Genomic DNA, 23,500 nt, shown 5'->3' with positions numbered 1-23,500 from the left:
GCCTGATTACGAGCGAGCCGTCTTGCGACGCCGCGTCGCCAGCACGATGCCCGCACCGCCCGCGAGCAGCACCGCCGCACCGATCGCGATCGGGCCGGTCGCGCTGCTGCCGCCGGTCTCCGCGAGGTCGCCACCGCCGCCGTTCGGGGTGGCGGCGGGAGCGGTGGTGGACTCGGAGGCCGACGGGCTCGGGGCCTCGGTGGAGGGCGAGGCGGACTCGGAGGGAGTCTCCGTCGCCGGGGGCGTCGTCTCCTCGCCCGGCGTCGAGGGCTCCGTGGACTCCGGGGTCGACGGGGTCGGCGTCGGGGTGGCCGGGGGCTCGGACGGGGCCGTCGTGCAGTCCTTCGTGCCGCCGTTCCAGGCCGCGATCAGCTTGTCCTTGATGACCGGACGGTCCGGGCCCTTGGGCAGGTCGCCGTGGACGAAGCCGTCGTTCGCGTCGAGCTCGCCGTCGAACTTGACGGCGCCCCGGTAGAGGTCGATCTGCGCGAAGCAGCCCGCGTCCGGCACCGCGATGTCGAGGGACTCGGTCTGGCCGGGCTTGACGGTGACCGTGTCGAAGTCGACGAAGACCTGCTCGCCGGAGGTGGCGAAGGTGGCCCCGTGTGCGAGGTAGGAGGCCAGGGAGGCCGTGCAGGTGGTCGCGTCGCCGGCCGTGCGGACCTTGATGTGGACCTTGCCGTCGTCGGTCGGCTTCAGGTTCTGGTCGTCGACCTTGACCGAGTCGTAGAAGCTCGTGCCGTCCAGCGAGAACTGGCAGCGGTCGGTCTCGGTCTCCGTGCCGGCACCGGTGCCGGGCTGGTAGGCGCCGCCGGACTTCCAGCCGTCGCCACCGGGGGTGCCGGTGGCCCAGGAGGTGGGGGCGGAGACGGCACAGAGGACGAGCGCCGCGGCGCCCGTCCCCAGCAGGCGGCGCGCGGTGACACGTCTGGCTATGGACATGCGGGATCCCATCGGGGTGCGGGGGGTGGCAGGTGTTCCCAGAAAACCGATTCGGAGAAAGGACTCTGAGAAGGGTTCTGAGAAACACTGGGCTCATTGGTCATATGCGCCACAGTGCTCGCACATCGTGGATCTCCCCACGGAACGCTGTCAACCTGCGGCGATGCAGGGTGAGTTCAAGAGTTCATCACAATTCCGTCACACGGGGAATGAACCACTCCGGACAGCGTTCGAGTTCGCTTTCCCGACAATGTGGACAGGTACCTGCATGCTGATGCCCATCGTCCCGAACGCCACTAAGGAGACCGCGTGATCGACCCCATTCCCGACCTCTCCTCCAAGGACCCCAACTGGTGGCGCCAGGCCGTCGTCTACCAGGTCTACCCCCGCAGCTTCGCCGACGCCGACGGCGACGGGCTCGGCGACCTGAAGGGCATCACCCGGCGCCTGAACCACCTCGCCGCACTCGGCGTCGACGCCCTGTGGCTCAGCCCCTTCTACCCCTCCGAACTCGCCGACGGCGGCTACGACGTCGCCGACCACCGTGACGTCGACCCGCGCCTGGGCACCCTCGACGACTTCGGCGCGCTCGCCGCCGAGGCCCACCGCCTCGGCCTCAAGGTGATCGTCGACCTGGTCCCCAACCACACCTCCCACCAGCACGTCTGGTTCCAGGAGGCCCTCGCCGCCGGGCCCGGCTCACCCGCCCGCGACCGCTACGTCTTCCGCGACGGCCGCGGCCCGCACGGCGAACTACCGCCCACCGACTGGCAGTCCGTCTTCGGCGGCAGCGCCTGGCAGCGGGTGCCGGACGGACAGTGGTACCTGCACCTGTTCGCCCCCGAGCAGCCCGACCTCAACTGGGCGAACGAGGAGGTCCGCGCCGACTTCCGCACCACCCTGCGCTTCTGGTCCGACCGCGGGGTCGACGGCTTCCGCGTCGATGTCGCCCACGCCCTCACCAAGGACCTGGAGGAACCGCTGCGCGATCTCGGCGCCCCCGAACTCAGCGGCGAGGAGGCGCTGTCCGAGCTGCCGCCCGGCAGCCACCCCTTCTACGACCGTGACGACGTCCACGAGATCTACCGCGACTGGCGCAAGATCTTCGACGCCTACCGCCCGCCCCGCATGGCGGTCGCCGAGGCCTGGGTGCCGGGCGCCCGACGCGTGCTGTACGCCCGCCCGGACGAACTCGGCCAGGCCTTCAACTTCGAGTACCTGAAGGCCGGCTGGGACGCGGAGGAACTCCGCCAGGTCATCACCGGCTCCCTCGCCTCCGCCCGCGAGGCCGGCGCCTCCGCCACCTGGGTGCTGTCCAACCACGACGTCGTACGGCACACCTCCCGCCTCATGCTCCCGCCCGGCACCGACGAGAACGCCTGGCTGCTGTCCGGCGGCCACGCCCCCGCGGTCGACCAGGAACAGGGCCTGCGGCGCGCCCGCGCCGCCACGCTCCTGATGCTGGCGCTGCCCGGATCCTCGTACGTCTACCAGGGCGAGGAACTCGGTCTGCCCGAGGTCGCCGACCTGCCCTTCGAGGTCCTCCAGGACCCGATCTGGGAACAGACGGGACGCGTCCGCAAGGGCCGCGACGGGTGCCGGGTGCCGCTGCCGTGGACGACGACGGGACCCTCGTACGGCTTCGGCGCGGGCGGCGCCTGGCTGCCGCAGCCGGAGCGCTTCGCGGCGTACGCCGTCGAGGCACAGGACGGGGCCGAGGGCTCCACCCTGGAGCTCTACCGCAGGGCCCTCAGGCTGCGCCGCAAGCTGCTGGAGGGCGAGTCGCTGACCTGGGCGGCCGACAGCCCGGCCGGGGTGCTGGACTTCGCCCGGCACGAGGGCTGGCGGTGCGTGGCCAACCTGTCGGGGACGGCCGTACCGCTGCCGGCGGGCGAAGTGCTGCTGGCGAGCCGCCCGTTGGAGGACGGCCGCCTCGGACCGGACACCACCGTCTGGCTCGCTCCCTAGCGGCTGTCCCTCAGGGCGTGATGGTCGGCGTCGCGGTCGCGGTCGGCGGTGGGGCGAGGACGACCATCGGCTCGCCGGGCTGCGGCGGCGGCGGAGTCATGTCTTCCTTGGGCAGCTTCGGCGGGGTGGTCTGCTGGAAGAGGGCCTGGTCGTAGTTGACCAGGCCGGTGTCCTCCATGACCGTGATGTGGTCCAGGACGGTGTTGTTGGCCTGGTCGGCCAGCTGGCGCACCAGGCTGTTCTTGGTGGTGGAGCGGATCTTCGCGACCGTGTTGAAGATCGATCCGTGGGTGGTCCGCAGGATGTTGGCGAAGTTCGAGTCGAACGCCTTGCCGGTCTGCGAGTCGATCTGGTTCACGAAGGACAGCTGCTGCGGGCTCGCCACGTTCGGCAGGGTGATGTTCAGCATCGGGGCGATCTTGCGGCAGCTGGCGTCCAGCGCCGCGTGTCCGTCCACGAGGTGCTCGGACGCCCTCTTGACCTCCGGGGTCGTCCCCTTCTTCAGGCCGATCTGCCCGAGCGGGTACTCCCACAGCCCGGCCGCGCGCACAGCGACCACGAAGTGACGGTCCTGCTCGGTCAACGGCCCCCACTGTGTCTGGGCGATCACTCTGTCCTGCGCGCTGGAGACGGTGTCGAGGCCGAGCATCGACGGATAAGCCAGCGCAGCCAAGGTCAGCGTGAGGGCACCGCCGACGAAAACCGTTCCCGTCGTGTTCCGCGAAAAGCGCACCGTGTCTCCTGCCCGGTCGGGGGCCCGCTGTGGGCGGGTCGGACGTACAGAAGTACGGATGGGGATGCGCGAGAAACCTTTTGATTTGGTAAAGAATCCGGGACCTTCCTCGCCCAGAGCTCGCCCATACGGCCGCACAGCGCACGCCGCCTGTGGAAACGGGCCGCGAGAATCGCACGCATCGGGGCTACGACGTCCGGTGAGGAGCGGTGCCGACGATGCACAGGCCGAAGAAGGCAGCAGGAGCCGCGCTGGCGGCCGTCGCGGTGGTGGGCACGCTGGCCGTGTCCGCTCCGCCGCCGGAGACCGCCGCGCCCGGGCGTGGGCTGTGGGGCGCCGTGACCATCGCCCCCGGGCGGGAGGGGATCGTCGAGGCCTCCGGATACGAGGGGGCGGCGCTGGGGGCCGGGTCGGTGCTGACGCTGACGGCTCCCGAGGGCAGCGAGGTCACGGGCGTGCCGTTCACCGGGAGCGGTTATCGGGGGGTGGTCGTGTCCGGCGGGGGTGCTGGGACGTACACGTTCGCGGGGTCCGCGGCGGCGGTGGCGCAGGCATGGCGGGGGAGGACCTTCCCCTTCGTCCTGGCGGTGGCCCCGGACGCGGTACCGGGCACCCGGCTCCGCGGCTGTGTGCTGCGGCTCACGGACGCGCGGGGCGCGGTGCAGGACCAGGGCACCTGCGAGGTGACCGTCGGCCTGCCCGGGCCCACGCTGACGCGCCCCGAGTCCGGGGTGCCGTTGCCGGCCCGGCCGGAGATCGCCGGTACGGCGTACCCGGGCGCCCAGGTCACCGTGCGCGACGCCCTCGAGAACGAGGTCTGCGCGACGACGGCCACGGCAGTCGGCAGCTGGTCCTGCGTCCCGGGCCCCGCCCTCCCGTCCGGCCCGGGCCGCCTTCAGGCAACGGCCACGCTGAACGGAGTGAGCGGGACGAGCGAGCAGATCGCGATCACCGTGGCGGGAGCGGCGGGCCGGTCCTGACGGTGGGTCACGTCACCACGGCCATCTCGTGCGGCGTGCCGTTCAGCCGCCGCCCGCCCGTCTCCGTGCACGTCACGATGTCCTCGATACGGACGCCGAAGCGGCCGGGCAGATAGATGCCGGGCTCGATGGAGAAGCACATCCCGGGCACGAGCGGCCGCTGCTCGCCCTGCACGAGGTACGGCGGCTCGTGCGTGGTGACGCCGATGCCGTGGCCGGTGCGGTGGATGAAGTACTCGCCGTAGCCGGCGTACTCGATCACCGTGCGGGCCACCCGGTCGATCTCCTCGCACGGCACACCGGGGCGCACGGCCTCGAAGGCGGCCTGCTGGGCCTGGCGCACGATGTCGTGCACCGCTCGCTCCTCGTCGGTGGGCTCGCCGACGTGCACGGTCCGGGTGGTGTCCGAGCCGTACCCGTCCTTCAGACCGCCGAAGTCCAGGACCACCATGTCGCCGTCCTCGATGGTGCGCTCGCCGGCCTCGTGGTGCGGGTTCGCGCCGTTGGGCCCGGAGCCGACGACGGTGAAGTCGACCTGGCTGTGGCCGTGCCGGCGCAGGAGGTGTGCCAGGTCGGCGGCCACGTCGGTCTCCCGGCGCCCGGCGAACCGTACGGACAGGATCGCCTCGTACGTCGCGTCCGCCGCCGCCCCCGCCGCCGCGAGCCGGGCCACCTCGTGGTCGTCCTTGACCGCCCGCAGCATCGGCAGCGCGGTGCTCAGCGCACGGTACGTGGTGAGCGGCAGGGCCTCCTGAAGGCCGAGGAGGTGCAGGGACCAGGTGGCGTCCGAGACGCCGTAGTGGCCGCCCGGGCGCAGCAGTCCGGCCGCCGCCGCGTACGGGTCCTGGCCGTCCCGCCACTCCGACAGCCGCAGGGCGCCCGCGCCGGGGGCCGCCTCCGCCTCGGGACGTTCCAGTGCGGGGACCAGCAGTCGGGGCTCCGACTCGGGGACCAGCACCAGCAGGGTGAGGCGTTCGGTGAGCGCGGTCGGCTGGTAGCCGCACAGCCAGACCAGGTCGGGACCCGGGGTGACGAGCAGCCCGGAGAGACCGGCGTCGGCCGCGTCCCGGGCGGCCCGGGTCATACGCTCCGCGTGGTCCTGCTCGGTGAAGGCCACCGGTGTCCTGCTCATCGGTGTCTCGCTCATCGTCCTGCCCTTGTCGTCACGGTGCCGTGCTGACCCGTCCACGTGCGCTGACCTGTTCATTGGACGGGGGAGGTGGCCGGGGCACGCCGGTGGACGGGGCCGTTCGGGTGACGAGAGACGCGCCCGGGCCCTGGTCAGTACCGCACCGCCCGCCCCACCTTCGCCCCCACCTCGCCGCCCAGCTTCCGTGTGCTGCGGGCCGTGGCCTTCCCGGACTCGCCGGACGGGACGTCGGAGACGGTGACGACGACCACGTCGGCCAGGTCGCCGCCCCGCTCGGTGAAGTCGACCTGGACGAGGAAGGACCTCGTCGAGCCGGCGGTGTTGGCCACGGTGACCTCGACCGTCGTACGTCCGTCGCCGTCCGTACCCGGGGTGCCCAGCTTCACCTCGTCCTTGGCGTCGACGCCGCCCTTGACCTCGTCGAACCTCCGGCCCGCTGCCGCCGTCGCGGACGCGAACGCGTCCGTCGCCTCGGCACCCACCGAGCGCGCCGCCGACTCCGCCCTGCTGACCACGTCGGAGGGGCTGTCCTCGTCGGAGCAGCCGGCCAGTGCGGCCACCGTGGCCAGTGCGGTCAGCGCGACGGCTGCCAGGCGTGCTCGGGAACGGGCCATGTCGTCTCCAGGGCTGGGGGTCGGCAGATTCCGGTTCCAGTGAAGGGCTGCGGGCGTACACCCGCATGCCGGACCTCAGCCGAATGGCCCACCCCCATGGCGGGGGCCTTTGTGCCGCCCGATCGTCGAAGGGTCGTCCGATCGTCGAAGGGGTCGTACGACTCGAACCACTCGGACCACCTGCAGACTCGGAAGAAACGGGGCCCACCCATGACCCAGCAACCGCACGCGACGCAGCCGCCGACCGGCGGAGGGCAGCAGCCCACGGGCGCGCAGCAGCAGCCGACCTGGGACGACACCCGCCAGGGCATGACGCCCGGCCGGGCCGACTACGCCCCGATGCCGCCCGAGAGCGGCTGGGCCACCGGCGGGGTCGTCTTCGCCGGCGTCCTGCTGCTGATGAACGGCGTCCTGGCGATCTTCCAGGGCATCTCCGCGCTCGCCGAGGACGACGTGTGGGCCAACATCGGCGACTACGTCTACAAGATCAACCTCACCGGCTGGGGCGTGATCCTGCTCGTCCTCGGCGCGGTCGCCGTGGTCGCCGGCGCGGGCATCCTCAAGGGCGCCGCCTGGGCCCGTATGACCGGCATCTTCCTGGCGTCCCTGAACATGATCGCCCAGTTCCTGTTCCTGCCGTACGCGCCGGTCTGGTCCCTCATCATGGTCGGCGTCAACTTCTTCGTGATCTGGGCGCTGGCGGTGTACCGGCCGGCGGGCGCCCGGAACTGAACCGGCACCGCCCCAGCACTTACGGCGCGCGGGACTGCCCGACCGGTCATACGTGACCGATGCCGCCGCTGCCGAAGGAGCCGCTGGAACCGGGCAGCCAGCGCCTTCGGTGCTGGTCCTTGCCTCGTCTGGTCGCGGCGTGGTGGAGCTGGTACGGCATGAGCCGTTCCCGCTTGTCCGCGTGGATCGGGATCTCGTCCGGCTCCCGCACCTCCCGCATCTCGCGGATGGCGCCGGTCTCCGGGAGATGTGCCTGCTCCTCGGGGCGGGGCCGGGGCAGTTCCCGGTCCTGGACCCGCATGCCGAACTGCACGGCCCACACCAGTGCACCGGCGATGAACAGGCCACCGGTGAAGGCGGCGATCACGTTGAGTACATCGCTCGACGAGGCCGCCAGAACATACGTTGCGGTACTCATGGTTCCGATTATCGCCGAATTGGCGCTGATGTGTGGTCCGGGTCACATGATTTTGCTCAGCGAGGCTCCGGAGCCGACTCCGACCCCGGCGCCAGTGCCGCGAACGCCTCATCCAGCAGCGCGACCAGGTCGAGGCGGCCGTCGGAGGCGGTCCAGTGGTCGAGGGCGACGTTCAGGCAGCCGAGCGCGGCGCCCGCCCGCACCGTCTGCCCGACGGTCACGGATTCCGGCGTGCCCGCACGCTCCGCCAGCGCCTCGGCCAGCGCGGGCCGCCAGCTGAGCTGCTTCTCCAGGTGCCGGCCACACAGCGCCGGAGTCTCCCGGACCAGCCGGGTCGTCGCCAGCGCGCCCTCCGGGTCCTCGTGGTAGCGCCCGATGACCGTGTCCAGCGCCCGCCGCAGCGCCGTCCAGTCGTCCTCGTCGGCGGGGCGGGCGCGCAGGGCGTCGGCGACGCGCCGGTCCTGCCCGTCGAAGGCGGCGAGGACGGCGTCCTCCTTGGTGCCGAAGTACCGCAGGAAGGTGCTCCGGGAGACCCCGGCGGCCGTGGCCAGGTCGTCGAGGGTCACTTTGTCGAAGCCCTCGCGACGGAACAACTCGAAGGCGACGTGGCTGAGTTCGGCCCGTACGGCGGCCCGGGCGATGCCACGGGTGCCGGTGCGCGTGTTCGTTCCCGTAGGTGCTCCTGCTCCAGTCACCCTGCGATGGTAGCCCGGTGGGCGACCCTTGCTTGCAGTGTCGGCGCTCAATGGCTAGCGTGACACTCGGTGTCACATGCGGCACTATTTCTCACGCAGACCCGATGCGGCGGCGGCCCTGCTGCGGGCCGTACTGCAGAGCAGGAATGGAAAGCCACCCCATGACCTCCGTGCACGGCTCGCTCGTCGACATACCCACCCCGGACGGCACCGCCGACGCCTACCTGGCCCACCCCGACGACGGCGCCCCGCACCCCGCCGTCCTGTTCTACATGGACGGCTTCGGCCTGCGCCCGCACCTGAAGTCGATGGCGGACCGCCTGGCCGCGGCGGGTTACACGGTCCTGGTCCCCAACGTCTTCTACCGCTACAGCCCCGCCCCCGTCGTGGACCTCCCGGACTTCATCAACCCGGCCGAGCGCCCGGAGATCATCCAGGCCCTCCGCCCGGCCGCCGAGGCCCTCACCCCCGAGGCGGCGATGCGGGACGCCGCCGTCTACCTCGACTGGCTGTCCGCGTCCGCCCTGACCACCGACGGCCCGGCAGGCGTCACCGGCTACTGCATGGGCGCGGGCCTCGCCCTGCGCACGGTCGGCACCTACCCCGACCGCATCGCCGCGGCGGCCGGCTTCCACGGCGCGTACCTGGCGACCGAGGCCCCGAACAGTCCCCACCTCCTCGCCGAACACATCACGGCCGAGGTGTACTTCGGCCACGCCGACCAGGACTCCACCAACCCGGCCGAACAGATCGACCGCCTGGAGAAGGCCCTCACAGAAGCCGGCGTCCGCCACCGCACGGAGACCTACGAGGGCGCCCACCACGGCTTCACGCAGGCGGACACGGCGATGTACGGCGCGGAGGCGACGGAACGCCACTGGGAGGCGCTGCTGGACCTGCTCAACAGGACCTTCCAGTAGGGATGTTCATCCGACTCGGGTGATCGTCACCTTCGATGTCGGCTGAGCAGGCGCCTGCTCAGCCGATGAGTCCTCGGATCGCGGCCACGACGTTGAACACCGCGGGCAGGATGAAGAGGCTCCCGAAGCCGATCCAGGCGCACCCCGCGGTGCGGTAGCCGCGGCTTGGTGGCGGCGGCGAGACCAGCCGATCGGCGGTTCTCATCGTCTCGTTCGGGGCGATCAGACCGCGCCCGGTCCGGCGCTGCCTCCGCCCCATCCATATGAAGACGACCGCGGCCGCGGCCGTGAAGGCCGCCAGTTGCAGATGCTCACCCGGCGAGTCGGCGGCAGCGAGCGTCACGGCCACGAAAGACACGACATCCCCCCAAAGGATCACGGTCCGCGGATCACCTCACGGCGGCCCGGCAATGTCGAACCCTGTCTCGCCGAACCACGGTGATCTCTGCCTTTGCCGAGTCTTTGTGGCCCCACGCGCCGCCGCCGCTTGCCTGCGGCAACCATCTGAAACCATGCTTGCCTTACGCAACGAGCACCGCGGGAAGCGAAGGGCGCCCATGGCATCGTCGTCGTCCATACCGACCGGAGTGCCGACCCGAGGGAGCCCGGGGCCAGGGGCCGCCGGAGCAGAGGCCGCAGCAGAAGTCCAAGCAGCCGCCGCCCCCATGACCCACCGCCAGATCATGGAAGCCCTCACCGGCCTCCTCCTCGGCATGTTCGTGGCGATCCTCTCCTCGACGATCGTCTCGAACGCCCTCCCTCGCATCATCGCCGACCTCGGCGGCGGTCAGTCCGCGTACACCTGGGTCGTCACGGCGTCGCTGCTCACGATGACCGCGTCGGTCCCCCTCTGGGGCAAGCTGGCGGACCTCTTCTCCAAGAAACTGCTCGTACAGCTCGCGCTCGCCGTTTTCGTCTGCGCGTCCGCGGTCGCCGGACTCTCCCAGAGCCCCGGGATGCTCATCGCCTGCCGAGCGGTACAGGGCATCGGCATGGGCGGTCTGACCTCACTCGCGCAGATCATCCTCGCGGCGATGGTCCCGCCCAGGGAGCGCGGCCGGTACAGCGGCTACCTCGGTGCCACCTTCGCGACCGCCATGGTCGCCGGGCCCCTCATCGGCGGCGTCATCACCGACACCAGCTGGCTCGGCTGGCGCTGGATCTTCTACATCGGGGTGCCCTTCGCCGCGATCGCGCTGGTCGTGCTGCAGCGCACCCTCCGCCTTCCCCTGACCCGCCGTGAGGTGAAGGTCGACTGGGCCGGTGCCTTCTTCATCACCGCCGGGGTGTGTCTGCTGCTCCTGTGGGTGACCTTCGCCGGGGACAAGTACGACTGGCTGTCCTGGCAGACGTACACGATGGTCGGCGGTACGGCCGTGCTCCTCGGCGCCTTCGTCCTCACGGAGACCAGGGCGAGCCAGCCGATCATCCCCCTGCGCCTCTTCCGCAACCGCACCATCGCCCTCGCCGCCCTGGCCTCGCTCTTCGTCGGCGTCGCGATGTACGTCGGGATCATCTACTTCAGCCAGTACTTCCAGCTGGCCCGCGGCGAGTCGCCCACGATGTCCGGCGTGATGACCATCCCGATGATCGTCGGGCTCGCCGGCGCGTCCACGGTCTCCGGCCGGATCATCACCCGCACCGGCCGGTGGAAGGGCTGGCTGCTGGCCGGTGGGCTGTTCGTGACGGCCGGGCTCGGGCTTCTCGGGACCATCCGCCACGACACCACGTACGGGCACATCGCGATCTTCATGGCGCTGCTCGGACTCGGCATCGGCATGATGATGCAGAACCTGGTCCTGGCCACCCAGAACCAGGTCGAGACCGCCGACCTCGGCGCCGCCAGCTCCACGGTGAACTTCTTCCGCTCCCTCGGCGGCACCCTCGGCACCTCGGCCCTCGGCGCGATCCTCGCCCACCGCATCACGCACTACCTCACCGACGGCATGACCGGCCTCGACGCCAGGTACCGGGCCGCGCTCGCCTCGTCGGACTCCTCCGACAGCATCCCGGACGTCGCCACCCTCCCCGGGCCCCTCCGCCGGGTCGTCGAGAGCTCCTACGGCCATGGAATCGCCGACATCTTCCTGTACGCCGCCCCCTTCGCCCTCGTCGCCTTCCTCTTCTGCCTGTTCATCAAGGAGTCCCCGCTCAGGACGACAAAGGGCGCGGCACCCGCGACCACCCTTCAGCCCACGGCCCCACCCGCACCGACACCCACCGGCACGGAAGCAGAGCCCTCCGGCATTCCGGTCCGCGGCTCCGTCCGAGGCGCCGAGACCGCCCCCGTCCCCCACGCCGCCGTGACCCTCGTCTCCCGCACCGGACGGCAGCTGGCCCGCACCCTCGCGCAGACCGACGGCTCCTACGCCCTCCACGCCCCCGGTCCCGGCTCGTACGTCCTCATCACCTCCGCCGACGGCTTCGAACCGCAGGCCTCCACCATCGCGATACACGACGACGACCCCGTCTCGTACGACATCCTCCTCGCCGGCACCAGCGGCCTGACCGGCGTCGTCCGCGCCGTGCGGACGGGCACGCCCGTGAAGGACGCGGTGGTCGTCGTCACGGACGTGCGCGGGGATCTGCCGGCCACCCGGACCACCGGGGAGCAGGGCGAGTTCGCCTTCACCGAGCTCACCCCCGGCCCGGTCACCCTCGCCGTCAACGCGGACGGCCACCGTCCCCGCGCGCTGGCCGTCGAGATCGCCGGCACCGGCGTCACCCGCGTCGAGGTCGACCTCGATACCGGCGCCCGCCTCCAGGGCGTCGTACGAGCCCCGAACGGCCCCCTGGCCGACGCCCGCGTCACCCTGGTCGACGCGGCCGGCAACGTCGTCGGCACCGCCACGACCGGGACCGACGGGGCGTACACCTTCACCGACCTGGCCGTCGGCGAGTACACCGTCATCGCCACCGGATATCCGCCCGCGGCGACCGCACTGACCGTCAAGGGCCGCGGAGTCGACGATCACGACATCGAACTCGGCCACTCGGACGCCTAGTTCACGTCACTTCGCGCCACCCGAGTCCCTTTCGCCCTCAACAGGCAACCCCGGCACGGCTCCCACAACTCTCACAGGGTGCTCACAACTTGATCAAGCACATCGAGCACGTCAAGAACACCGAGCACACCTGGGAGACAAGAGCCGATGACTCACTTAAGACGTTCCGCACTCGCCGCCGGAGCCGCGCTCACCGTCGTCGTCACCGCGGCGGCGGTGGCCCCCGGCGCCGGAGCCGAGACGGCCGCGGCGACCCCCGGCAAGCCGAAGCTGAAGCTGATCGCCGCGTCGAACTCCGTCACGCTCGACCGCTACGAGTGGGACTCCGGCGTCTATCTCGACCTCGGCACGTACGTCACCGTCGACGACGCGCCGCTGGAGTTCAAGGTGACCCGGAAGTCGTACAAGGACCCGGTCGTCGCCCGCCAGATCCTCCGGGACGGGACGAGCACGCGGACCAAGACCCTGCCCGCCGGGCTGGTGAAGGACTTCTCCGGGCTGCGGGGCTTCCTGAACGTGTCGGTCACCGACGCCGACGGCAAGGAGGTGGCGACGAGCGAGGGGACCTTCTGCCCGAACAACGCCTCCGGGCGGCTGCGCCCGGACGCCCCCGCCACCTCGCACTATCCGGAGAGCTGCCCCACCAACCCGTTCACGCTCGGCTCGGTGTGGGGCGTCGAGAAGGGCTGGGCGTCCAACTCCAGCACGGTCGACTACGACAAGCCGGTGGACCTGCCGGCGGGCGAGTACACGGCCAAGGTGTCGGTCGCGAAGAAGTACCGCGACCTGTTCGACATCCCCGACGACCAGCCGACCATCAAGGTGACCGTGCGGGAGGAGAGCGAGGGCGGAGAAGGGCTCAGTACCGCCGCCCAGCACGGTGACAGCCACGGCGCCCACGCCTCGCAGGGCAACAACCACCACTACGGCCCCCGTGGCGCCGACGCACCCACACCCCCCGCCCTCTCCCACGCCCTCGAAGACCGCGGCACGGCACACCACCTGGGCGACGGCACCGGCCACACCGACGGCTCCCGCATCGCGCCCGCGCTGACCCCCAACTCCAAGCGGCCCACCGGCCGGGCCGGCGTCCCGGCGAGCGTGCCCAAGCCGGACCTGCGGTCGCTGCCGGCGTGGGACATCGCCATCACCGACGGCGAGGACGGGGACGTACCGGGCAAGGACTACCTCGCGTTCAGCGCGAACGTGTGGAACGCCGGTCCCGCGCCGCTCGTCGTGGACGGGTTCCGCAGCCCCGGCAAGGACCTGATGGACGCGTACCAGTACTTCTACGACGCCGACGGCAAGCAGGTCGGGTACACGCCCACCGGCACCATGGAGTGGGACCCGCGCGCCGGCCACGAGCACTGGCACTTCACGGACTTCGCCAGCTACCGGCTGCTGAGCGAGGACCAGACGAAGGAGGTGCGCTCCGGCAAGGAGGCGTTCTGCCTGGCCAACACCGACGCCGTCGACTACACGGTGAAGAACGCCAACTGGAAGCCGTACAACACCGATCTGTCCACCGCCTGCGGTGAGCAGAACTCCATCTCCGTACGCGAGGTCCTCGACGTCGGCTCCGGCGACACGTACACCCAGTACCGTCCCGGCCAGTCCTTCGACGTCACCGACCTGCCGAACGGCACGTACTACATCCAGGTGATCGCCAACCCGGAGAACCGCCTCCAGGAGACGAACACCGCCAACAACGTCGCCCTGCGCAAGGTCGTCCTGGCGGGTGAGCCGGGCGCCCGCACGGTGACCGTGCCGCCGCACGACCTGATCGACGCGCCGTAGGCGACACGGAAACGTCGTCCTCCGCTGTCAGGTGCGGTGGCGGAGGACGACGTACCCCCGCGTGGCGCCGACGATCTCGTAGAAGGCGCGCGGGTGCAGCCCGCGGACGTATTCCTCGACGTCGTCGATCGAGCGGTCGGTGTTCTCCAGGGCGATGTAGTCCGGCGTGATGTTCCCCGTGCCGCCGGTCCAGAAGACGCGGCAGCGCGAGGTCAGCCGGCTGATCGGGCCGATGTTGGCCTCGACGGTGGCGCCGTCCGGGATGCGGTCCAGCATGCGCTCGACGGCGGTGACGCGGGCGGGGGTGCGGTAGGCCTCGGCCTCGCTCAGCGCCGACAGGGGGAGGGTGGTCGTGAGCGCGAGGGCGGCGGCCGCCGTGGCGGCGGGGAGCTGGTTCGCGTACGAGCGCAGCCAGGGGCGCGGGCTGCAGCGGGCGGCGGTGAGCGCGTCGGCGAGGGCGAGGGCGACGACCGGCATCAGCACCGCGCTGTAGTGCCACGCGGTGCCCCAGTAGTGCTCGTCGCCGGAGAGGAAGCGCCAGCCGAGCGTGGGCAGGGCGATCGCCGACAGCGGGGAGCGCAGGGCCAGCAGGCCGCTGGTGGGGATCAGCAGCCAGGCGAGCGTACGCAGCTTGGTGCCGGTGCCGTCGAAGAGGGCGAAGCCGCTGTCGACCTTGCTCCAGTAGTCGTAGCCGCCACTCGTGTTGAAGGCCGGGACGACGACGGTCAGCGTGACCACGGTCGCGGCCACGCCCGCGGCGGCCACGGCGAGCGCCCACCGGGCCGCGCGCGGGGAGACCCGGCGGGCGCGCAGGGCCACGACCAGGGCGATCGCCGCCACCGTCAGGCCCAGGTCCTCCTTCACCAGCACCAGCGGCAGCGCCCACCACAGGGCCCGCCGCCATCGCCGGTCCAGCAGCGCCTCCAGGCTGAACGCGATCAGCGGTACGGCGAAACACACCTCGTGGAAGTCGAAGTCGACGGCACGCTGGATGCCCCAGGACAGTCCGTACGCGATCCCGAGCGCGAGTCCTCGGCGGCGGCCGACGAGACGTACGGCCGCGCGGGTGACCGGTACGGCGGACAGGGCGAAGAGCGCGGCCTGGGCGACGAGGAGGGTGACGGGGGAGGGGAAGAGGCGGTACGCGGGGGCGAGGAGCGCCGTGATCGGGCTGAAGTGGTCGCCCAGGACGTTGAATCCCGGTCCCTTGAGATCGACGACCGGTGCCCGCAGATGGGCGTACGCGCGGACCGCCTGCTCGAAGATGCCGAGGTCCCAGGAGCGGCTCGCCAGGTGCCGGAAGCGGGCGACGGACAGGGCGGCGTAGGCGGCGAAGAGGACGGCCGCGAGGAGATACGGGTCGCGGTGGCCGGGTGGACGGGGGCGCCGGTCACGCGAGGGATGCGTGACCGGCGTCGGTATCCGTATGCCCTGGGGCGGGACAGGGAGGGCGCGGGGCGCGTTCGGCAAGGGACGGTCCTTACGAGCCGGAGGGAACGGCTGACACGGGTGCGGAGCCCTCCGGGGGTCCGACGGCTTCGGCGGGCGGCTGTCCTGCTGCTGCCCAGGGACGGCTCGCCCGATGCCTCCCGTCCACCTGGTCGCCCTTGGTCAGCCCGGCTCGTCCGTATGGGCGCGGCGGCCCTGGGAGCGGCTGCTGATCAGCCAGGTCGAGGGATCGGGCGCCGCGTCCGCGACACGGCTGGTGTCGACCGTCAGATGGAGGAGGGTGCCGTGTCCGTCGGGGCCCGTGGGGTAGCTGCGGGGCTCGTCGGCGTGGAACACCTGGCGCAGGAGCAGCGCGACCCGCTGGGCGACGTCGGGGTCCGCCGCGATGATGCGGACCTCGGCGAGCTCGTCGCCGTCGGGCGGGTGGTCGGCCGTCGAGCCCATGTCGGTCACCGTTCCTCTTTCGCCGCAGGTCCGCCGCATGCGCCCCCGGTCGTGTCCACCGTACTCCGGAGGGGTCATGGCCCGGCCAGGAGTTCCCGTACGGGTACGGGGGGAGCCGGCCGGGGCTCGTCGGGACCGACGGGCCGTCGCACATCTGTGTCCGCCGCAGCAGGGATTCCACCCGGGCGACTAGAGTTCTCGTACGGGGAAACCGCCCCATAGGGCGGGCCGCGCCCTGGCGGCCCGCGGGAAGGCGTACATGCCCTCGGAAGACCAGTCGCAGGCCGCCGACCGGCTCGACGACGACCACTACCCGGCGTACACCATGGGCCGGGCCGCCGAGCTGATCGGTGCCACGCCCGGGTTCCTCCGCGCCCTCGGCGAGGCGAACCTGGTCGCCCCGAAGCGGTCGGACGGCGGCCACCGCCGCTACTCGCGCCACCAGCTGCGCCTGGCCGCCCGGGCCCGTGAGCTGGTCGACCAGGGAACCCCGATCGATGCCGCCATCCGCATCATCGCCCTGGAGGACCAGCTGGAGGAGGCCCTGCGCCACAACGAGGAGCTGCGCCAACCCCGCAAGGACGCCGAGTGAATATCTGATGCGGCCGTAGGAGAAACCTGGCGCGGCCGTGGAAGAAATTCGAGCAGTACCGGGAAAAGGATTCTTGGACGGCTCGGAGACTCTCTCCCGAGTGCATTTCCAGCAGGTCGGCTCGCCGAAGTCATGCCCTGGCGCCGAATTCTTTCCGTGCTAAGCTCAACATCAGTTGCAGTTGTGGTTGCCATTTTGCTGCCGGTTTTTCCGGGCAGGTGATCATCACGGCGATGAGGAGATTCGCGAGGTGCGGGTCCCCAGCACTGCCTCAGGAGATATGACATGGCCACCGGTACCGTGAAGTGGTTCAACGCTGAAAAGGGCTTCGGCTTCATCGAGCAGGACGGCGGAGGCGCCGACGTCTTCGCTCACTACTCGAACATCGCCACCCAGGGCTTCCGCGAGCTCCAGGAAGGCCAGAAGGTGACGTTCGACGTCACTCAGGGCCAGAAGGGCCCGCAGGCGGAGAACATCGTTCCTGCCTAGCTAGCGCTACGACAGGGCCCGCACCATGGGTGCGGGCCCTGTTCGTTTTCCCGGACCGGCCACGCGCCGTCCCCGCGCTTCCCCGCGTAGCCCGCGTTTCCGCCATGCTCCGCCCGACCCTTGGTGAGGCACCCATGCGCTGTGTGATCGCCCGTTTCCCCTTCGACCTCGTCAAGTCCGAGGTGGAGTCGAAGATGGCCGGCATCCGACCGGAGGAAGTCACCGGGGCCTGCGTGGTCATCGGGCGCAAGGTGTTCCCGGTCAAGCAGGTCGGCGAGGTGATCACCCGCCAGGACCGCCGCGACTTCACCGCCGCCGAAGTGACCCGTGCACTGGTCCGCCTCGGCTTCACCTGTCACGCGACGCCTCCTCAGGCGCAGTCACCGGCACCGGCACCGGCGCAATCGGAATCGCAGCCGCAGCCCCAGTCACCGCTCGCCTCCGGCTCGACGCCGGACCCCTTCGGCGGAATCGGCGGCTGACACCGGCCGGTTCCCGGCTGTCGCGTTTCTTCAATACGCGTCGCCGTCTCCCTGCCAGCATGGCGGACATGGAACTGGCACCTGTGAGGGCACCTCTGATGCCCCAGGCCTCCGCAGCCGCCGTGGACGTCGTACGGGGGATCGGACCCGACGACTTGGAACGGCCCACCCCGTGCGCGGAATGGACTGTGCGCACCCTGGTGAACCACCTGATCTTCTGGACCGCCGTACGTGGTCACACCGCCGGACTGAAGCAGCCGCCGTCGGACGAGGTCGCGGAGGGGCACGACTTCACCGCGGAGCCGGACTGGGCCGAGGCGTACGCCGTCCGTTCGGCCCGGACCGCCGCCGTCTGGAGCGATCCGCGGGCCTGGGACGGTGAGACGGGCCTGACCGGCGGCGGCCGGATGCCGGCCCCCTTCGTCGGCGGCATCCTGCTGTGCGACTGGCTGCTGCACGGCTGGGACCTGGCCGTGGCCACCGGCCGGAAACCGGGCGTGGACGACGAACTCGCCGCGGCGCTGTACGAGGACGTCTCCGGCAGGGCCGAGATGGCCAGACGGTACGGCGCCTTCGGTCCCGAGGTCCCCGTGCCCGCGACCGCCCCGCTGTTCGACCGCGCCCTGGGCCTGGCGGGCCGCGACCCCGGGTGGCAGCCCGGAGCCTGATCGCGGGCCGGCCGGGGCGGCCACGCCGGTAACGTGGTCTCACCCGCGTTTCGTCGTACGCCCCACTGGAGCCCCAGCGTGAGCAACTCCCTGTTCGTCAAGATCTGTGGTCTGAAGACCGAGAGGGACGTCGACACGGCGGTCGAGGCGGGCGCCGACGCCATCGGGTTCGTGTTCTCGGCCAGTCCGCGCCGGATCGACGCCGCCACGGCCGCACGGCTGTGCCGTCGCGTACCGGAGAGCGTGCTCACGGTCGGCGTCTTCCGCGACGAACCCCTGCACGAGGTGCGGTCCGTGGCCACCGACGCGGGGATCCGGGCCGTACAGCTGCACGGGCCGGAGGACCGCGCCTATTACGACGACCTGGCGTCGGGCGGGTGGACGCTGATCCGGGCCGCGGGGTTCGGCGATCAGGTGCCGCGCTTCGGGGACATGGGCGAGGACATGCTGCTGCTGGACGCGCCCGTGCCGGGCTCCGGTGTCACGTGGGACTGGTCCACCAGGCCGCCGGCCGGATCCGGGGAGAAGTGGCTGCTCGCCGGTGGCCTCAGCCCGGACAACGTGCGGGACGCCATCGAGGCCGCGCAGCCGTGGGGCGTCGACGTGTCCAGTGGTGTGGAGCAGAGCCGCGGGGTCAAGGACCCCGCTCTGATCACGGCGTTCGTCAAGGCAGCGCGTGCACGATCCTGACGCCGCTCAGCTCTGACGCCGCTCAGCCGGAGCCGGAAGCGGAACCGGAGCTGCCGGACGCCTCGCTCGCGGCCCGGCGGTACTCGGCGTTGATGCGCTGGGCCTCCTCGAGCTGGTCCTCGAGGATGACGATGCGGCAGGCGGCCTCGATCGGGGTGCCCCGGTCGACGAGCTCGCGGGCGCGGGCGGCGATCCGCAGCTGGTAGCGGGAGTACCTGCGGTGTCCGCCCTCCGAGCGGAGCGGAGTGATCAGCCGGGCCTCACCGATGGCCCGCAGGAAGCCCGGCGTGGTGCCGAGCATCGCGGCGGCCCGGCCCATCGTGTACGCGGGGAAGTCGTCGTCGTCCAGACGATCGCTGAGCGGAGTATCTGCTGTCATGTCACCTCGTTGACCAACGCGTCGAGGGGCCCCGGTGCCGTACGGCACCAGGGCCCCGAAGGAAATTGAACACCATCTGTCGGCTCTACTGCTCTGCCGACCCGTTTCGTCCGTCACCCGGCCCGGTGAAGGGGCGGGGGTGCGGGGATCGCGGCTGCGTGACCGGGGACCACCTTCCAATCCGGGGTCTTGCGGTACCCGGGCCGAACGTTCTCGGTCCGGGCGATCCTGATGGCGTCTGCTCCTCCGTCCGTTCCGTCCTTGGATCTCGTCTACGACAGAAACGTTACCCACCACGAAGGGCAATGTCTACCGTGGCAAGGGTAGATTTCACTCGCCTGGAGGGCCAGGAATTTTGCCCTCCGCACATCCCCGGCCGTCCGCCGCATAGACTCGGCTCTCATGCCGAACCCTGACGAGCTGCTCATGTCCATCTCCGCCATGGTGGAGTCCGAGCAGAGCAATCAGATGTCGCTGACCGTGGTCGTCGGAGGTGCCGTCATCACCGGCCGACTGGCTCCCGAAGCCGTGTGGCGGGAGCGGGTGTCGGAGGTTCTGAAGGACTCCAACCACCTCGGCCCGTTCTCCGACGTCTTCACCGCCGGCCGGGCGGAGGACAAGCCCGAACCCGGCGCAGCGCCCACGCATCTGCACTTCCATCTGGCCCGGATCCTGCAGGGAACCGTCGGGATCCCCGAAACGGGCGGGATGTACCGCGTCGCGATCAAGGACGTCAGCGCCTGGACCGTGGGCGACTTCAGCTACTCCGACCACTGAGAACAGACCACTGAGAACAGACCACTGAGCACAGCAGTGAGGGCCCTGCCGACGCGCGTCGGCAGGGCCCTCACTGGGGCTGCGATGAGGCGGGCTTTACGCCCGTCCTCAGACTTCCTGGGGCTCGGGGCTGCCGAGCAGCGCCGAAGCGGTCTGGAGCGGGCTGAGGACCGGCGCGGGCGCCGGCACGACCTCGGGGTGCTCGTGGCAGGTGAAGCCGAGGCGGGTCATCGCGCGGGTGACCTCACCGGCGGTGAAGTCGCGGCGGTCCTGTCGGGTGAGGACCTCCCCCACCTGCTTGACGGGGTAGCGGCGGCGGCCGATGGTCACGGACTCACCCGTGACGAGTTCGGGCTTGATGCCCTTCATCGAGTCCAGCACCCCGTTCTTGGTGAGGTCGAACGGGTAGCGGGCGATGACACAGCGCATGATGCCTCACAAAGAGAAGGGGAACGGCCTGACCGAGTGTCCGCCGAGGATGTCCCGCAGTCGCATTCGGTCCGTGTACGCGGAGCTGTCCCGGGGGCCGGCGAGCTGGGACCGGGTGATCGAGCCGGTGCTCTCGTCGTCCCCCACCACAGTAGCCGGGACCGGATCTGCCGAGTGCCGCCGCATCTGAACCGATGTCAAAGAGTGCCTTTGGCGAGCCGGCGGTCATGGCGGACACGACAGAAGGGAGGGGGAGCCGGTTGGGCTCCCCCTCCCCGAAAGCGTTACGCCGCCGAGTCGAAGGAAGACCTTCGGCGCGCCGCCGGCGCGCGGCGCCCGGCCTCGCTCGTGCTCCGGGCCTGTCCGCTCTGACCGCCACGGCTCTGACCGCCCTGACCGCCGCGGCTCTGGCCGCTCTGGCCACCGCGGCTCTGACCGGCCTGGCCACCCTGACCGCCCTGTCCGGCCTGGCCGCCACGGCCGCGGCGACCGCGGGACGAGGAGGACGCGGCGCGGCGGGGACGCTCGACGACCGGCGCGGTGATGACCACCGGGACGCCGGACGGGGCCTGGGCGCCCGTGATGCGGGTCAGCTCCTCCTCGCCGGAACGCACCGGGGTCACCGTCGCGGTGATGCCGGCCGAGATCATCAGCCGGGTCATGTCGCGGCGCTGGTCGGGCGTCACCAGGGTGACGACGCTGCCGGACTCGCCGGCCCGGGCGGTGCGGCCGCCGCGGTGCAGGTAGTCCTTGGGGTCGGTGGGCGGGTCCACGTTCACGACCAGGTCGAGGTTGTCGACGTGGATGCCGCGGGCCGCGACGTTGGTCGCCACCAGCACCGTCACATGCCCGTCCTTGAACTGGGCCAGCGTCCGGGTGCGCTGCGGCTGGGACTTGCCGCCGTGCAGGGCCCCGGCGCGGACGCCGCTGTTCAGGAGGTGCTTGGTCAGGCGGTCCACCGCGTGCTTGGTGTCCAGGAACATGATCACCCGGCCGTCGCGCGCCGCGATCTCGGTGGTCGTCTGCTGCTTGTCCGTGCCGTGCACGTGGAGCACGTGGTGCTCCATCGTGGTGACGGCGCCCTGGGACGGGTCGACGGAGTGCACCACCGGGTCGGTCAGGTAGCGGCGGACCAGCAGGTCCACGTTGCGGTCCAGGGTGGCCGAGAACAGCATCCGCTGGCCGTCGGGACGCACCTGGTCGAGCAGCGCGGTGACCTGGGGCATGAAGCCCATGTCCGTCATCTGGTCGGCCTCGTCGAGGACGGTGATGTCGACGCGGTCGAGCCGGCAGTCGCCCCGGTCGATGAGGTCCTTGAGCCGACCCGGCGTCGCGACGACGACCTCGGCCCCGCCGCGCAGCGCACCGGCCTGCCGGCCGATCGACATGCCGCCGACGACGGTGGTCAGCCGCAGCTTCACGGCGCGGGCGTACGGGGTGAGCGCGTCGGTGACCTGCTGGGCGAGCTCGCGGGTGGGCACGAGCACCAGGGCCAGCGGCTGCCGGGGCTCGGCGACGCGACCCGCGGTACGGGCCAGCAGGGCCAGGCCGAAGGCGAGGGTCTTGCCGGAACCGGTGCGCCCGCGGCCGAGTACGTCACGGCCTGCGAGGGAGTTCGGCAGGGTCGCCGCCTGGATCGGGAACGGAACGGTCACGCCCTCGTGGCCCAGTGCGGCCAACATCCGCTCCGGCAGGTCGAGTTCGGCGAACGCCTCGACGGCGGGCAGAGCGGGTGTGATGGTCTTCGGCAGGGCGAACTCGCCCTGAGGTGCGGCCTGTCGGCCGCCGCGGCCGGGATTGCCGCGCTTCTTGGAGTAGCTCGAGCCCGAGGCCGAGCCAGAGGCAGCGCCTCCGGTGCGGGTACGGGAGAAGCGGTCGTTGGTGCGAGTGCGCGTGTAGGCGCGGTTCATACGGAACCTTCCTTGATGCGGCACGTACCAAGGAATTCCCGCAGCAGATGAGCAGCGCAGAGAATTGCAAGAACGGGCCGAATGTGAATTCCAACCGATATGGTCGAGCACTGGATATCGGGAATTCGATATCCGGTTTCGGGCGCAATATTTCTGTGGTGCGCCCTGGAACGCAGCGAGCTGGGGCCCGCACCCCAAGGTGCGGGCCCCAGCTGCGAAGTCAGCGTCTGATTCAGCGTCAGGCGGGGACGATGTTCTCGGCCGTCGGGCCCTTCTGGCCCTGCGCGATGTCGAAGGACACCTTCTGACCCTCCTGCAGCTCCCGGAAGCCCTGGGCGGCGATGTTCGAGTAGTGGGCGAAGACGTCGGGGCCGCCGCCGTCCTGCTCGATGAAGCCGAAGCCCTTTTCCGAGTTGAACCACTTCACGGTGCCGGTAGCCATATTGTTCTCCTTTGGGACGGTGTTCGGAGTTCGCCGTGTGCGCACTCCGGTCGCCGTGATGATCAGCCCGTCGGAAAAACCTTCTGGCAACCACACCTGCAACTGAGATCGACAGTAGCATGGCGCGATCGGCCGCGCACGGTCCATGATTTCGCTCAGTCTGTCGACCGGGGAATACTCATCGCGCCTCGCGCCGATTTCTCACTTCACGGTCACAGATATTGCTCGGTTTTCAGCGGATGGGCCGCCGACGGAGGCGCCGGGCGCCTCGTACGGTGATGAAGGCCACATCGGCCAGGAACAGCACGATGCCGATGGCCAGCAGGTAGCCCAGACCGTCCGCCGTCGCGCCGATGATGCCCAGCGTGACGGCCACCAGGAGGAGCAGCAGAAAGGCCACCATCAACTCGAACACCTCCTGGTGCCGCGGGCGGGGGTCACCGGCGCGCGAGTTGGCGTTCGCCGTTGGCACCCGGCCGGTACGTCATGCCGTAGTGCTGGAAGATCTCTTCCTCCCGCTCGGCGGGCAGGACGTCGTCCGTGCCGATGGAAGGGGCCTTCCGTACCTCCCCGCGCGGGTGGGAGACCTTGACGTAGTCGGGCCCGAGGACGGCCTCGTCGAGCGGTACGAAGACCAGTCGCCGGCGGGAGGGCAGACCGGTGCGGACGGTGGCCACGGCCGGTTCGTCCGTGGTCGTGTCGACGTAGATCGACTCGAGCATGCCGATCCTGTGGCCCTTCGGATCGACCACGTCGTGGTTGCGCCACTCGCGGATGTCGGCTGCACGAATCATG

At 70.8% G+C, this 23,500-nt stretch carries 27 protein-coding genes; 12 read left to right on the top strand and 15 right to left on the bottom strand.

Annotated features, from left to right (window positions below):
• Positions 1-6: 6 nt before the first annotated feature.
• The gene (locus OG252_RS25005) at positions 7-942 is read right to left on the bottom strand and encodes an LAETG motif-containing sortase-dependent surface protein (protein WP_266436406.1); all 936 of its coding nucleotides are present in this window, start codon (positions 940-942) and stop codon (positions 7-9) included.
• Between the two features lie 309 nt (positions 943-1,251).
• Between OG252_RS25005 and OG252_RS25000 the strand changes: the two genes are divergently transcribed.
• On the top strand, positions 1,252-2,910 hold the full coding sequence (locus OG252_RS25000; protein WP_329338838.1) for a glycoside hydrolase family 13 protein: 1,659 nt from the start codon (positions 1,252-1,254) through the stop codon (positions 2,908-2,910).
• 10 nt (positions 2,911-2,920) lie between these two features.
• Here the strand turns inward: OG252_RS25000 and OG252_RS24995 are convergent, their stop codons facing one another.
• Positions 2,921-3,643: a DUF4142 domain-containing protein gene (locus OG252_RS24995; protein ID WP_266436402.1), complete on the bottom strand. Its 723-nt coding sequence runs from the start codon at positions 3,641-3,643 to the stop codon at positions 2,921-2,923.
• Positions 3,644-3,861: 218 nt separating this feature from the next.
• On the opposite strand from OG252_RS24995, the gene OG252_RS24990 reads away from it, so the two are divergent.
• Entirely contained in the window at positions 3,862-4,623 is a 762-nt protein-coding gene (locus OG252_RS24990; protein WP_329338836.1) for a carboxypeptidase regulatory-like domain-containing protein, read from the top strand.
• Between the two features lie 7 nt (positions 4,624-4,630).
• Here OG252_RS24990 and OG252_RS24985 read toward each other — a convergent pair whose 3' ends face one another.
• Both OG252_RS24985 and OG252_RS24980 read right to left on the bottom strand, forming a co-directional pair.
• Positions 4,631-5,770, bottom strand: a complete 1,140-nt coding sequence (locus OG252_RS24985; protein WP_329338834.1) for an aminopeptidase P family protein — start codon at positions 5,768-5,770, stop codon at positions 4,631-4,633.
• A 134-nt stretch (positions 5,771-5,904) separates the two neighbouring features.
• A complete protein-coding gene (locus OG252_RS24980) occupies positions 5,905-6,387 on the bottom strand; it encodes a hypothetical protein (protein ID WP_266436396.1) in 483 nt (160 codons plus the stop codon).
• Positions 6,388-6,597: 210 nt separating this feature from the next.
• Between OG252_RS24980 and OG252_RS24975 the strand changes: the two genes are divergently transcribed.
• Complete coding sequence (locus tag OG252_RS24975; RefSeq protein WP_266436394.1) at positions 6,598-7,119, top strand: DUF7144 family membrane protein; 522 nt, start codon at positions 6,598-6,600, stop codon at positions 7,117-7,119.
• 46 nt (positions 7,120-7,165) lie between these two features.
• On the opposite strand, the gene OG252_RS24970 is transcribed toward OG252_RS24975, so the two are convergent.
• Together OG252_RS24970 and OG252_RS24965 are read right to left on the bottom strand one after the other, a co-directional pair.
• A complete protein-coding gene (locus OG252_RS24970; RefSeq protein WP_266436392.1) occupies positions 7,166-7,537 on the bottom strand; it encodes a DUF6479 family protein in 372 nt (123 codons plus the stop codon).
• A 56-nt stretch (positions 7,538-7,593) separates the two neighbouring features.
• Positions 7,594-8,232, bottom strand: a complete 639-nt coding sequence (locus tag OG252_RS24965) for an acyl-CoA-like ligand-binding transcription factor (RefSeq protein WP_329338831.1) — start codon at positions 8,230-8,232, stop codon at positions 7,594-7,596.
• A gap of 161 nt (positions 8,233-8,393) precedes the next feature.
• Here OG252_RS24965 and OG252_RS24960 point away from each other — a divergent pair, with 161 nt between their 5' ends.
• Positions 8,394-9,152, top strand: a complete 759-nt coding sequence (locus OG252_RS24960) for a dienelactone hydrolase family protein (RefSeq protein ID WP_266436389.1) — start codon at positions 8,394-8,396, stop codon at positions 9,150-9,152.
• Between the two features lie 58 nt (positions 9,153-9,210).
• Here OG252_RS24960 and OG252_RS24955 read toward each other — a convergent pair whose 3' ends face one another.
• Positions 9,211-9,501, bottom strand: a complete 291-nt coding sequence (locus OG252_RS24955; protein ID WP_329338828.1) for a hypothetical protein — start codon at positions 9,499-9,501, stop codon at positions 9,211-9,213.
• Positions 9,502-9,817: 316 nt separating this feature from the next.
• On the opposite strand from OG252_RS24955, the gene OG252_RS24950 reads away from it, so the two are divergent.
• Both OG252_RS24950 and OG252_RS24945 read left to right on the top strand, forming a co-directional pair.
• Entirely contained in the window at positions 9,818-12,157 is a 2,340-nt protein-coding gene (locus tag OG252_RS24950) for an MFS transporter (RefSeq protein ID WP_329338826.1), read from the top strand.
• Positions 12,158-12,304: 147 nt separating this feature from the next.
• Entirely contained in the window at positions 12,305-13,954 is a 1,650-nt protein-coding gene (locus OG252_RS24945; protein ID WP_329338824.1) for a lysyl oxidase family protein, read from the top strand.
• A 27-nt stretch (positions 13,955-13,981) separates the two neighbouring features.
• Here OG252_RS24945 and OG252_RS24940 read toward each other — a convergent pair whose 3' ends face one another.
• Both OG252_RS24940 and OG252_RS24935 read right to left on the bottom strand, forming a co-directional pair.
• Positions 13,982-15,424, bottom strand: coding sequence for a DUF2079 domain-containing protein (locus OG252_RS24940; protein ID WP_443068427.1), 1,443 nt, complete (start codon positions 15,422-15,424; stop codon positions 13,982-13,984).
• Positions 15,425-15,565: 141 nt separating this feature from the next.
• Complete coding sequence (locus OG252_RS24935) at positions 15,566-15,847, bottom strand: hypothetical protein (RefSeq protein ID WP_266448273.1); 282 nt, start codon at positions 15,845-15,847, stop codon at positions 15,566-15,568.
• Positions 15,848-16,106: 259 nt separating this feature from the next.
• Here OG252_RS24935 and OG252_RS24930 point away from each other — a divergent pair, with 259 nt between their 5' ends.
• The 5 genes from OG252_RS24930 (at position 16,107) to OG252_RS24910 (ending at position 18,768) form a co-directional block, all read left to right on the top strand.
• Complete coding sequence (locus OG252_RS24930) at positions 16,107-16,439, top strand: MerR family transcriptional regulator (protein WP_266436385.1); 333 nt, start codon at positions 16,107-16,109, stop codon at positions 16,437-16,439.
• A gap of 285 nt (positions 16,440-16,724) precedes the next feature.
• Positions 16,725-16,928: a cold-shock protein gene (locus OG252_RS24925; RefSeq protein ID WP_010986199.1), complete on the top strand. Its 204-nt coding sequence runs from the start codon at positions 16,725-16,727 to the stop codon at positions 16,926-16,928.
• A gap of 134 nt (positions 16,929-17,062) precedes the next feature.
• Positions 17,063-17,410, top strand: coding sequence for an SCO5918 family protein (locus OG252_RS24920; RefSeq protein WP_329338822.1), 348 nt, complete (start codon positions 17,063-17,065; stop codon positions 17,408-17,410).
• Positions 17,411-17,478: 68 nt separating this feature from the next.
• Positions 17,479-18,078 (top strand): TIGR03086 family metal-binding protein, encoded by a 600-nt coding sequence (locus OG252_RS24915; protein ID WP_329338820.1) that lies wholly within the window; start codon positions 17,479-17,481, stop codon positions 18,076-18,078.
• 78 nt (positions 18,079-18,156) lie between these two features.
• Positions 18,157-18,768 (top strand): phosphoribosylanthranilate isomerase, encoded by a 612-nt coding sequence (locus OG252_RS24910; protein ID WP_266436382.1) that lies wholly within the window; start codon positions 18,157-18,159, stop codon positions 18,766-18,768.
• Between the two features lie 22 nt (positions 18,769-18,790).
• Here the strand turns inward: OG252_RS24910 and OG252_RS24905 are convergent, their stop codons facing one another.
• The gene (locus OG252_RS24905) at positions 18,791-19,147 is read right to left on the bottom strand and encodes a MerR family transcriptional regulator (RefSeq protein ID WP_266436381.1); all 357 of its coding nucleotides are present in this window, start codon (positions 19,145-19,147) and stop codon (positions 18,791-18,793) included.
• Between the two features lie 402 nt (positions 19,148-19,549).
• Between OG252_RS24905 and OG252_RS24900 the strand changes: the two genes are divergently transcribed.
• The gene (locus OG252_RS24900) at positions 19,550-19,924 is read left to right on the top strand and encodes a hypothetical protein (RefSeq protein ID WP_266436380.1); all 375 of its coding nucleotides are present in this window, start codon (positions 19,550-19,552) and stop codon (positions 19,922-19,924) included.
• A 108-nt stretch (positions 19,925-20,032) separates the two neighbouring features.
• On the opposite strand, the gene OG252_RS24895 is transcribed toward OG252_RS24900, so the two are convergent.
• The 5 genes from OG252_RS24895 to OG252_RS24875 all read right to left on the bottom strand — a co-directional run bounded on the left by OG252_RS24895 (position 20,033) and on the right by OG252_RS24875 (position 23,499).
• Positions 20,033-20,353 carry an SCO5918 family protein gene (locus tag OG252_RS24895; protein ID WP_266436378.1) on the bottom strand — a complete coding sequence of 107 codons (321 nt, stop codon included), beginning with the start codon at positions 20,351-20,353 and terminating at the stop codon, positions 20,033-20,035.
• Between the two features lie 284 nt (positions 20,354-20,637).
• Positions 20,638-22,263, bottom strand: a complete 1,626-nt coding sequence (locus OG252_RS24890) for a DEAD/DEAH box helicase (RefSeq protein ID WP_329338816.1) — start codon at positions 22,261-22,263, stop codon at positions 20,638-20,640.
• A 238-nt stretch (positions 22,264-22,501) separates the two neighbouring features.
• Positions 22,502-22,705: a cold-shock protein gene (locus OG252_RS24885; protein ID WP_030210008.1), complete on the bottom strand. Its 204-nt coding sequence runs from the start codon at positions 22,703-22,705 to the stop codon at positions 22,502-22,504.
• A 232-nt stretch (positions 22,706-22,937) separates the two neighbouring features.
• On the bottom strand, positions 22,938-23,108 hold the full coding sequence (locus OG252_RS24880; protein WP_329338814.1) for a hypothetical protein: 171 nt from the start codon (positions 23,106-23,108) through the stop codon (positions 22,938-22,940).
• 34 nt (positions 23,109-23,142) lie between these two features.
• Positions 23,143-23,499, bottom strand: coding sequence for a PRC-barrel domain-containing protein (locus OG252_RS24875; RefSeq protein ID WP_266436372.1), 357 nt, complete (start codon positions 23,497-23,499; stop codon positions 23,143-23,145).
• Between the last annotated feature and the right edge of the window lies 1 nt (position 23,500).

It is taken from the genome of Streptomyces sp. NBC_01352, assembly GCF_036237295.1.
GTDB classification, from domain to species: Bacteria; Actinomycetota; Actinomycetes; order Streptomycetales; family Streptomycetaceae; genus Streptomyces; species Streptomyces plumbiresistens.
The sequence above is the reverse complement of the archived record's forward strand: the minus strand, read 5'-3'. Positions and strand labels throughout refer to the sequence as shown.